Origin of the sequence: Psychroflexus torquis ATCC 700755 (assembly GCF_000153485.2) — a bacterium.
GTDB classification, from domain to species: domain Bacteria; phylum Bacteroidota; class Bacteroidia; order Flavobacteriales; family Flavobacteriaceae; genus Psychroflexus; species Psychroflexus torquis.
Map to the genome: position 1 here is coordinate 2338878 of NC_018721.1, position 12238 is coordinate 2351115.

At 36.1% G+C, this 12238-nt stretch carries 6 protein-coding genes; all 6 read left to right on the forward strand.

Going from position 1 to position 12238, the window contains the following annotated elements:
- Nucleotides 1-49 precede the first annotated feature (49 nt).
- The 6 genes from P700755_RS09965 to P700755_RS09990 all read left to right on the forward strand — a co-directional run bounded on the left by P700755_RS09965 (nucleotide 50) and on the right by P700755_RS09990 (nucleotide 11778).
- Nucleotides 50-2332, forward strand: coding sequence for an NADP-dependent malic enzyme (locus tag P700755_RS09965; RefSeq protein ID WP_015024542.1), 2283 nt, complete (start codon nucleotides 50-52; stop codon nucleotides 2330-2332).
- A 92-nt stretch (nucleotides 2333-2424) separates the two neighbouring features.
- Nucleotides 2425-3006 carry a Holliday junction branch migration protein RuvA gene (gene ruvA / locus P700755_RS09970; RefSeq protein ID WP_015024543.1) on the forward strand — a complete coding sequence of 194 codons (582 nt, stop codon included), beginning with the start codon at nucleotides 2425-2427 and terminating at the stop codon, nucleotides 3004-3006.
- 5 nt (nucleotides 3007-3011) lie between these two features.
- The gene (sov, locus tag P700755_RS09975) at nucleotides 3012-10247 is read left to right on the forward strand and encodes a T9SS outer membrane translocon Sov/SprA (protein ID WP_015024544.1); all 7236 of its coding nucleotides are present in this window, start codon (nucleotides 3012-3014) and stop codon (nucleotides 10245-10247) included.
- Nucleotides 10248-10258: 11 nt separating this feature from the next.
- Nucleotides 10259-10636, forward strand: coding sequence for a glycine cleavage system protein GcvH (gcvH, locus tag P700755_RS09980; protein WP_015024545.1), 378 nt, complete (start codon nucleotides 10259-10261; stop codon nucleotides 10634-10636).
- Between the two features lie 10 nt (nucleotides 10637-10646).
- The gene (locus P700755_RS09985) at nucleotides 10647-11000 is read left to right on the forward strand and encodes a VanZ family protein (protein ID WP_015024546.1); all 354 of its coding nucleotides are present in this window, start codon (nucleotides 10647-10649) and stop codon (nucleotides 10998-11000) included.
- Nucleotides 11001-11061: 61 nt separating this feature from the next.
- Nucleotides 11062-11778, forward strand: a complete 717-nt coding sequence (locus P700755_RS09990) for an energy transducer TonB (RefSeq protein WP_015024547.1) — start codon at nucleotides 11062-11064, stop codon at nucleotides 11776-11778.
- The last annotated feature ends 460 nt before the right edge of the window (nucleotides 11779-12238 follow it).

Here is a 12238-nt window from a genome sequence, read left to right on the forward strand (position 1 = left end):
CTTCTAATTAATGACTAGAGCAAACATGCTCTAGTAGTAAAATATCCTTATGAGCACACCGAGAAAGAGAAGAGAGGCTTTAGTTTATCATGCTAAGCCAAGGCCAGGAAAAATTGAAGTGGTTCCAACCAAAAAGCATTCTTCCCAAAGGGATTTAGGATTAGCATACTCCCCAGGAGTCGCAGAGCCTTGCCTAGAAATAGAAAAGGATAAACAAAACGCTTATAAATATACCAATAAAGGAAATCTAGTTGCCGTGATTTCTAATGGAACAGCCGTATTAGGTCTTGGAGATATTGGTGCTGAAGCCTCAAAACCCGTCATGGAAGGTAAGGCGCTTTTGTTTAAAATTTTTGCGGACATAGATGTATTCGATATTGAAGTGGATACTAAAAACATAGATGACTTTATAAATACAGTCAAGAATATTGCTCCAACTTTTGGTGGAATTAATCTAGAGGATATAAAAGCTCCAGAAGCTTTTGAAATTGAAGAACGTCTAAAGGCAGAACTTCCTATTCCTGTAATGCACGACGATCAACATGGAACCGCAATTATATCTGCTGCGGCACTTTTGAATGCCCTAGAACTAGCGGAAAAGAAAATTGAGGAGGTAAGAGTAGTTGTTTCTGGGGCAGGTTCTGCAGCCATTGCTTGCATCAAACTTTATGCATTGCTGGGCGTTCGGAAAGAAAATATTGTCATGTTCGATAGTAAGGGGGCTATAAGTAAAGGGAGAGAAGGTCTTTCAGATAAACAAATAGAATTTGCTACCTCAAGACAGATTAAGTCGTTGGGAGAGGCTCTAGAAAATGCTGATGTCTTTTTAGGCCTCTCAATAGGAGGTGTTTTAAAGCCAGAGATGCTATCTTCAATGGCAAAGGATCCTATTGTATTTGCTATGGCAAATCCAGACCCTGAGATTGACTATGACTTAGCTATAAAAACCAGAAAAGATGTTATCATGGCAACAGGGAGAACTGATTTCCCCAACCAGGTAAACAATGTTCTTGGCTTTCCTTATATATTCAGAGGTGCTTTAGATGTGAGAGCTACCAAAATTAACGAGGAAATGAAAATGGCAGCAGTGAAAGCCTTAGCCAGACTTGCCAAAGAGCCAGTGCCTGAGCAAGTTAATATCGCTTATGCGGAAACACGCCTTAACTTTGGGAGAGACTACATTATTCCAAAGCCCTTCGATCCTAGATTAATCACAGAAATCCCACCAGCAGTTGCAAAAGCGGCGATGGAATCTGGGGTTGCTCAAAATCCAATTAAAGATTGGGAGGCCTATAAAGAAGAGCTTCTTGAGAGAATGGGAAGTGAGGATAAAATCACTAGATTACTTATCAATCGGGCAAAACAAAACCCAAAAAGGATTGTTTATGCAGAGGCCGATCATCTAGACGTCTTAAAGGCTGCACAGCAGGTTTATGATGAAAAAATTGCTATTCCTATTCTACTTGGTCGAAGAGATGTGATACTCGAATTGATGACTGAAATTGAATTTGAAGGGGAGGACATTATAATCATCGATCCAAAATCTGATGAGGAAGAGAAAAAAAGAAATGAATATGCGGAAGCTCTTTGGAAGAAGAGAAGTAGAAAAGGAGTGACTTTATACGATGCTAAGAAGATTTTAAGGGAGCGAAACTATTTTGCTGCTATGATGGTAGAAAAAGGAGATGCAGACGCTATGCTTTCTGGATACTCAAGAGCTTACCCTTCTGTATTAAAGCCAATTCTGGAACTCATCGGTAAAGAAAACGGAGTCACCAACGTAGCCGCGACAAACTTGATGAACTCTAAACGAGGTCCTATCTTTATAAGCGACACGTCCATCAATATTAATCCAGATGCCTCAGTCTTAGCAAAAATTGCTCAAATGACAGCCAAAACGGTGAAGATGTTTGGCATAGAACCTGTTATTGCGATGGTTTCGTATTCAAACTTTGGCTCGTCCAAAAATCCGAATGCTGTCAAAGTAAAAGAAGCTGTAGATTATTTGCATAAGAATTTCCCTGAAATTGCTGTAGACGGAGAGTTGCAAGTTGACTTTGCTTTAAATAAAAAGATGAGAGCAGATAAATTTCCATTTTCTAAATTGAACGGTAAAAAAGTAAATACACTTATCTACCCAAATTTGGATTCGGCAAATGGGACTTATAAACTAATGAAAGAGTTAAATAGCGCAGGCTCTATAGGGCCTATTTTAATGGGATTGAACAAGCCCGCACATGTCTTTCAATTGGGAGCTAGTGTCGATGAGATGGTAAATATGTCTGCCGTAGCTGTTGTAGATGCTCAGCAGAAAAGTAAACGGAAACTATAGAAGTTACTGGTTTTCATCGATTTATACATATAAAAAATCAATCAATATCTTAACTTAATTTTATTACATTTGGGTCCTAAAATTAAGTTAAGATGATTACTCAGCTTAGAGGTAGATTGTTAGAAAAAAACCCAACACATATCGTAGTAGATTGTAATGGTATAGGGTATGAAGTAAACATTTCACTTCATACCTTTTCTCGTTTAAAAGGGGAAGAACAGATAACTATTTACACCCATTTACAAGTCAAAGAAGATTCACATACCTTGTATGGGTTTATGGAAAAAGCAGAACGCTTGGTTTTCCGTCAATTGCTTTCAGTCTCTGGAATTGGCGCTAATACTGCTAGAATGATGTTGTCTTCATTAACGCCAGAGCAAGTGGTAGAGGCAATTTCCACTGAAGATTCGGATACTATACAGAGTATAAAAGGTATTGGTAAAAAAACAGCTCAGAGAGTCATCTTAGATCTTAAAGATAAAATTCGATCTTCTGAAGAGTATTCAGAAATTGTAAATACGCCTTCAAATTCCAATAAAGAGGAAGCTCTTTCTGCTTTGGAGACATTGGGTTATACCAGAAAACAATCTGGGAAAATTATTTCAAAAATTTGTAATAATAATCCCGATGCTAACGTTGAAGATATAATAAAGCTAGCCTTAAAAAATTTATAAAACTTTTGAACCAAAAAAGATTGTCCCTTAACATAAATTTTAAATCTTATTTCTTTCTTGTATTTCTTGTATTTCTTTCTTTAGAAATATACGCTCAAGATGAAAAAGATTCTATACCTCAAGGTCCTACATATGGTACTATTTCTATGCCAAATCCTTCTAGCATAGTTTCTAAATATGAATATGACTCTTATATAGATAAATATATTTATACCGAAAAAATTGGATCCGTCAACACCAAATTTCCTTTGGTCTTGACGCCTAAAGAATTTGAAGCTCTAGTTCTGGAGGAACAGATGAAATCTTATTTCAAACAAAAATCTGATGCCGCTTCAGGTAAAGGAGATGTAGAGGACCAAAAAAACTTAATTCCAATTTTCTATGTCAATAATTCCTTTTTTCAATCTGTATTTGGAGGAAATCAAATAGAAGTTAATCCAAGAGGGTCTGTTGCCGTGGATATGGGGATTCTTTATAGTAAGCAGGATAACCCAGCATTGTCCCCAAGAAACCAGAGTAACCTTACTTTCGATTTTGACCAGCGAATAAGTATGAGCCTTCAAGCTTCGGTAGGAACACGACTTCAGGTTAACGCTGAATATGATACTGAATCTACATTTGATTTTCAGAATCAAGTGAAAATGGATTATACTCCTACAGAAGACGATATTATACAAAAAATTGAGGTTGGTAATGTCAACATGCCCCTAAACAGTACACTTATCCAAGGTTCACAAAGTTTATTTGGGGTAAAAACACAACTGCAATTTGGAAAAACAACCATCACTGGGGTCTTTTCAGAATTGAATTCAGAACGTCAAAGCGTCAATATCCAAGGTGGTGCAACGGTAAGAGAATTTGATAAATTCGCTTTGGATTATGATGAAAACAGGCATTTCTTTTTATCTCAGTTTTTTAGAGACCAATATGATGAGGCTCTGCAAAATTATCCTTTTATAAATAGTAGAATACAAATTACAAGGGTTCAGGTTTGGATAACGAACAGAACAAATAACACGGAGACCATTTCCGATTCTAGAAATATTGTGGCTTTACAAGATTTGGGTGAAAGTGCTCCAGATAAACTAGGGCTTTTCTTTGATAATAATGGAAACCCCATTGCTCCACCAATTCCAAATTTTTTATTAAACCCCAATGGAAGACCTGATAATGCTAACAACGTTTTTAATCCAGACGGAATAAATGGTGGGGCGAACTCTATTTTGAATAATCAAATAAGAGATATAGCTACAATTCAGCAAGGTTTTGGGTCTGCCCAGCCTTTTGTTTCAGAAGGACGAGATTATGCCATTCTTGAAAATGCAAGAGAACTGGAGCCTAATGAGTTTTTTCTAAACACACAACTCGGTTATATTTCTTTAAACCAACGTTTAAATAATGACGAAATTTTAGGAGTTGCTTTTGAATATACCACAACCGATGGGAGAGTATTTAGAGTTGGAGAATTTGCAAACGGAGGACCTCCTGGGACAGAGACTCAAGAGAATCCAGAAGAACAAGGGGAGCAGATAGCGCTTAATCAAAACTTAATTGTCAAACTTCTTAAGAGTCCAGTTACGATTGTACAGGAGCCTATCTGGGACTTGATGATGAAAAATTTCTATAGTCTTGGGGCGAATGGGCTTGAGCAAGACGGTTTTAGATTTAATATTTTATATACAGATCCACAGCCTGTCAATTTTATCACCCAAGCTCCTGGAAGTACTACTCCGTTGCCCGATGATGTGGATGAAACCAATCTTTTGCAAGTCTTAGACCTCGATAGGTTAAACCTTAATAACGACCCTGTAAACGGTGGTGATGGCTTTTTCGATTTTGTTTCTGGAATCACCATAGATCCTGAGAATGGGGTTATTAAGTTTACAAAAGTGGAACCTTTTGGTGAATATCTTTTTAATAAATTGGATTTAACCCCAGAAACTGGTCCAGAGAATTATGATAATCCGGAAACCTATAATCAGAATCAAACCAAGTATGTTTTCAACTCGCTATATTCTACAACTAAGACTCAAGCTCAACAAGACGGAGCACAACAGAACAAATTTCAATTAGCAGGTCGGTATAAAGCTTCTAGCACAGGAGGCATCCCAATAGGAGCATTTAATGTCCCAAGAGGTTCGGTGTCGGTTACTGCTGGAGGGAGGACTCTGCAAGAAGGAATCGATTACACGGTCGATTATGAGCTAGGTCGAGTAAATATCTTAGATGAGGCTTTATTAGCTTCAGATACACCAATACAAGTATCTACGGAAAATAATGCGCTTTTCGGAAGACAAACCAAGCGGTTTACCGGGATAGATGTTCAACATAGATTTAGCGAAGAATTATTGATAGGTGGTACGTATTTAAATTTAAACGAAAGACCAATTACACAAAAGGCAGATTACGGGACTGAACCTATAAATAATAGTATTTATGGAGTCAATTTCAATTATAATACAACTGTTCCCTTTTTTACTAGGTTGGTTAACAAGCTGCCTAATATTGATACAGATGTAGAGTCCAATTTTTCTTTGAGAGGAGAGTTTGCTTACTTAAGGCCTGGAACTCCTGAAGCAAGTGATTTTGAAGGGGAAGCTACTAGTTATGTAGATGACTTTGAGGGTTCGCAAACGAGTATCTCTGTCATTGATCCCTTGTCTTGGAAACTAGCTAGTACTCCCATAGGATATCGGGGGCCAAATGATGCTAACGGAACATTTGATAGTAATGACGACTTAAGTATTAATGATTATAGAGCTAAATTAAACTGGCATACTATAGATCCTATTTTCTATAGCTCTCAACGGCCTGAGGATGTCACTGACCAAGACCTTTCTCAATACTATTCTAGGAGAGTTCTTGTGAATGAAATATTTCCTAATGTAGATATTGTACCAGGTCAAATTCAAACCTTATTCCCTTTAGATCTTGTGTATAGACCAAGCGAAAGGGGTATGTACAATTATAACCCTGCCGCTTCAAATGATAATATTCTTCCTAATCCAGAGCAAAACTTTGGAGGTATTATGAGAGGCTTGCAAACGACAGATTTCGAGCAATCCAATGTAGAGTTTGTTGAATTTTGGGTCATGGACCCTTTTATTTATGCTGAAAATGCTGGAAATAACGGTGGTAAAGTTGTTCTCAATTTTGGAAGTATCACAGAAGATATCTCAAAAGATGGAAGGAAACAATTTGAAAATGGTCTTCCAGAGGATGGGGGAAATTCAAATACGTTATTAACTAATTTCTCAAAAGTTCCTAGTAACCAATCTTTGGTATATGCTTTTGATACTGAAGGCCAAGAGCGAATTAATCAAGATGTAGGTTATGACGGGCTGCTCAATAGCGATGAAGCGCTAAAGTTTCCTGCGTTTGCCAATTTCGAAGATCCTTCAAATGACGATTACCAGTATTATCTTGACGGCGACGGAGATCTTTTAAACCGATATAGAAACTTTAATGGAATGGAGGGGAATAGCCCTGTAGAGGTTACCGAAAACAATAGAGGTAATTCTGCATTCCCAGATGTGGAGGACATCAACTTAGACAATACTATGAATACTATTGACAGTTACTACGAATACGAGGTTCCTGTCTATCCTAATATGAGCGTTGAGAATAATACAAGTACTGTTGCTGGGATCAATTCAGACTATATCACTGATGTTAAAGAGGTGATCACTACACTCCAAAACGGGCAGGAAATAGAGGCAAGATGGATACAATTTAGAGTTCCTCTTAGGACGGGTGAAGAATTTGCTGTTGGAGGGATAAGTGATTTACGATCTATTCGATTTATGAGAATGTTCATGACTGGTTTTAGTCAAGAAACCATCTTGAGATTTGGAACTTTAGAGTTGATTAGAGGAGATTACTTCACATATGATTTACCTATACTTCCAGATGGTCAAAACCCTATGGCGGGCAATACTCAATTTAATGTAGAAGCAGTCAGTGAGGAAATTACGTCTAATTATGTGACTCCTCCTGGTGTTTTAAGAGAAGAGTTGGTCAATAATAACGTGGCCATCCGAGAAGATGAAAAATCACTTTCCTTACGAGTGAAAAATTTAGAGGCGGAGGATTCTAGAGCTGTTTTCAAAAATTATCAAATTGACATGCGTCAATATGACAACCTAGAAATGTACCTCCATGCAGAAGCTTTACCACCACCAGAGAACCAGCTTCAAGATGGCCAATTAACAGCCTTTATAAGGATGGGGATTGACTTTACAAATAATTATTATCAGATTGAGATTCCGCTTAAAGTAACAGATCCTCAAGATTTTTCTCCTCGGGGGATATGGCCTTTAGAAAATGATCTCAACTTACCTCTAGATTTACTTCAACAAATTAAATCTACAGTACTTGGCGATGACAATCTAAGTAACTTGGAACTCAATTATTTTGACGAATCTTTAAATCCTGTCGATGGTACTTTTAATGAGGGATTAAAAGTTGGAATTATCGGTAATCCTAGCTTTGGAAATATACGAGTTATGATGTTGGGATTAAAGAATTCGAGCAATCAAAATGTGTCTGGTGAAGTCTGGTTTAATGAGATGAGACTTACAGGGCTTAAAAACGAGGGAGGCTGGGCTGCAGTCCTAAATCTGGATACAAATTTTGCAGATTTTGCAAATGTATCTGCAAGTGGTCGAAGAAGTACAGTAGGCTTTGGAGCCATAGAACAAGGACCCAACCAAAGGAGTAGGGAGGACATCCAGCAATACGATATAGTGACTGGCCTTAATTTGGGCCAACTGTTGCCTAAAGATTGGGGGGTCAAAATACCACTAACTTATAATAGAGGGGAAGAGTTGATTACACCTCAATTTGATCCTGTTTACGGAGATCTAGAACTCGAAACTTTGCTGGATAATACAGCAGATGAAGCAGATCGAGCAGAATTTGCAGAACAGGCAGAAACCTACACGAAACGTCAGGGGATAAGTGTTATCGGTTTACGAAAAGATAGAACCAATCAAGAAAAAACACCAATGCCTTATGACATCGAAAACTTCACGGTGTCCTCAAGTTATAACCAAACTGATTATAGGGATTTTGAAATCACAGAATCCTTAGACCAGAATGTGGATGCTGCCTTAACCTATGGATTCAATTTTAAACCACTGGAGATTAAGCCACTTGAGAAGATAGGCCTTTTTAAAAGCCCCTATTTTGCTATTTTCAAAGACTTTAATATTAATCTGCTTCCCAATAGTATTACTGCTGGTGCAAACATAAATAGACAATACAACGAGTTGAGATTTAGAGAGTTTAACCTTCCTCCGGGAAGTTTAGGAACTCCGAAATTATTTCAAAGAAATTATTTTTTCGATTGGCAATATGCTATTGATTATAATCTGACGAAGTCATTAAATTTCAATTTTAATGCTTCTACCAATAGGATTGTGAGGAATTACATCGATGAAAATAACGTTCAAGATAATAGCATAGGTATTTTTGATGACTTTTTTGATATCGGAATTCCAAATAGACATTACCAACAATTACAGCTTAATTATACCTTACCCTTTAATAAAATCCCTTTCCTTAAGTTTGTTCAAACTCAATATTCTTACACAGGAGATTTTTTATGGACCAAAGGATCTGAGATTTTAAGAGATCTAGAAGGTATTCCAGATCTAGGAAATTCTGTTCAAAACTCTGCAAGGCATCAGATCAATTCCAATTTAAACATGTCTAGTTTTTATAATTACCTTGGTTTAACCAAAAAAAGAGCTCAAAATCCATCGCAAATCAAGCGAAATATAAGTCGAAGAAGAGGTGCTGAAAATATAGAGCAAGATCCCCAAAATCAAAATAACCAAGAAAACGCGAAAACTGAACTTACTATAGGTGATAAAGCTCTAAATACTGTCATAGGTTTAGTGACAGTCTTGGATCGAGTGCAGGTTAATTATTCTGATACAAAAGGTATCTTCTTACCTGGCTATACCAATAATATTGGTTTTGGAGGAACCTTAAAACCTACTGCAGGATTTACTTTTGGAAGTCAAAACGACATTCGTCGAGAGGCTGCGAGAAAAGGATGGTTAACCATGTATCAAGATTTCAACGAACAATACATACGGACAGATAATCAACTACTGGATATACAAGCGGGGCTGAAATTATTGCCAGGGATGACAATAGATTTGATTGCCAATAGAATGTATTCTGATACGTATACAGAAAATTTTAGAGTAGACCCTGAGACCATGGCCTACAATTCTATTATTCCAAACACTTATGGGAATTTTAATATTTCTACAAACATGATTCGTACTTCCTTTAATTCGAGTACGAAAGAATTTTCTGAGAATTTTGAAACGTTTAGGGAAAATCGTTTTATCGTTGCCAATAGACTCGCAGAACAAGCTGGGGTAAATGTAAACGATCCTAATAATATAGATGAAAATGGATATCCAATTGGTTTTGGAAGGACGAGTCAAGCAGTTCTCTTACCATCCTTTCTTTCTGCGTATACAGGATCCGATCCCCAAGGAGAAGATCTAAGTCCTTTCAGAGATATCCCTATTCCTGGATGGAATATAAAATATACTGGGTTGATGAGGTTAACTTGGTTTCGAGAAACCTTTAACCGCTTTTCTATTCAACATGGCTATAGATCTTCTTATACTGTCAATCAATTCCAAACTGATTTAGAATTTAATAGAAGTGATCCTTTCGGTGATTTCAATACAGATCAAAATGGAAACTTCAGAACAGAACTTTTTATTTCTAATGTGAATTTAATAGAAGAATTTAGCCCTTTGATTAAATTGGATTTTGAAATGAAAAATTCGGTGAGTATTCTTGCTGAAGTTAGAAAAGATAGGGCCTTATCTTTGAGCTTCAACAACAATCTGTTAACTGAAATGCAGGGAGATGAGTATATCATAGGTTTAGGGTATAGAGTTAAAGATCTCACTGTTGTCACTAAATTTGAAGGAAATAGAAGGGTTTTAAGTAGCGATTTGAACTTAAAAGCAGATCTTTCTTTAAGAAGAAACGAAACAATTATTAGAAATTTAGACGTGCTGAGTAACCGTGTTACTTCGGGTCAAGACATTTGGTCCATAAATTTTGTGGCTGATTATGCATTTACTAAAAATTTAACCGCTTTATTTTTCTACGATCATGTATTTTCGCAGAATGCAATCTCAACGATATTCCCACAAACAACCATTAGAACAGGGTTTACATTGAGATATAATTTTGGAAACTAAAATAATTTAAAATGAATATACCAGATAGCTTAAAGTACACCAAAGATCACGAGTGGATCAAAATTGATGGAGATATCGCCACCATTGGAATTACAGATTTCGCACAAAGTGAATTAGGAGACATTGTGTACGTAGAAGTCGAAACTGTAGGAGACTCTTTAGATAAAGATGAGGTTTTCGGAACTGTAGAAGCTGTTAAAACTGTATCTGATTTGTATCTACCTTTAACTGGCAAAATCATCGAGTTTAATGAAGAGTTAGAAGATGAACCAGAAATGGTTAATGAAGAGCCTTATGAAAAAGGATGGATGATTAAAATGGAAATAACAAATCACGACGAAGTTAAAGAACTTATGGATGCAGAAGCTTATAAAGCTCATACTGACTAGTCAACTATTAGTGCCTGCTGCTATTTTATGCACAGCAAGTATCTTAGTTCTTTCTATTTCAGATATAAGTAGCCTTCCCAAACTTCAAATAAGTTATGAGGATAAATTTTATCATTTTGTAGCTTATTTTGTTTTAAATTCAATTTGGCTTATTGCTTTATTTAAAAAAAATGAATATCAGTTAAAAAAGCTTTTGTCGATTTCTTTTAGTATTATCGTTTTTGGTATTATTATTGAAGTAATTCAAGGAAGTGTAACAGATTCCAGAGCTTTTGATATATTTGATATTTTAGCGAATAGTATAGCCGTAGTGGTAAGTTTTTTCTGTTTTATGCTAGTAAAAAAAAGTTTTTTGAAAAAATAAAATCAAAATCAAAGTAAATTTTATTTTTTTTATATTTTAGTAATCTATTAAAAAATATAATATGGAACCAAAAAAAAATCCAAAAAAAGACCTGTCTAAAAGAAGCTTTCTGTTTTTTCAGATTGGTCTTGTAGTAGTTCTCGCTATTACTTTAACCATGATTGAATGGAAAACTTATGATAACGATGCTATAGATACTGGTTTTGTGAATCTTGACATGTTAGAAGAGGAAGACGTGCCAATTACAGAAATCCAAAAGACACCACCACCGCCACCACCACCGCCACCTGCACCAGAAGTTATTGAGGTGGTAGAAGATGACGAAGATGTAGAGGAGGTTATTATAGAATCTACTGAAACCGATCAAAACGAAGTTGTTGAAGTTGAAGAAGTCGAAGAAGTCGAAGAAGAAATTGGTGATGTTCCTTTTGCTGTTATTGAAAGTGTCCCAATTTTTCCTGGATGTGAAGGCCTTAACACCAATGATGAGCGTAAAAACTGTATGAGTCAAAAGATTAGCAAGTTTGTTAATAAAAACTTTGACACTGGTTTAGCTGCAGATCTTGGATTAAGTGGCATAAATAGGGTTTACGTTCAGTTTAAAATCGATAAAAAAGGTAACATTGTAAATGTAGCCGCTCGAGCTCCTCACCCAAGATTGCAATCTGAAGGTGAACGAGTCATCAAAAAACTGCCTAAAATGAAACCAGGTCAGCAACGTGGACAAAATGTAGGGGTATTATATTCCTTACCTATTATGTTTAAAGTACAAGATTAAATTCAAATAAAATACAGTTCAAAAAAATCCCGAATTCAACATTTGGGATTTTTTTATTACTTTTAAATTAAATCTATCCAATCTACCATTAATACCAAATTATATTTATAATGCCGTATGAATAAATTGAATTATTTTTTGATTGATTGAAATCAAAAATAACTAGCATAGCCTTAGCTACGGTAATTATTTTTGATGAAAAGCAGACGAAAAAAGCTTGTGCCGAATTCATTTCGGTAAAACGATTTATTGCGACATTATTGGTCTAATTTGGTATAAGGAAATACTCCCCGTTCCTTTTCCTGTTTATTAGCTTTTCTACGTTTGGGTAAAGCTTTGTTTTACAAACAGAAAGTTACCCCACAATTCCAGAATGTAATGATACCTTAGAAACAGACAAGAGTCTTGCCTAAACCCAGCTAAAATCTCTTATTCTTGAATATTTTATAGAGCCAGAAGT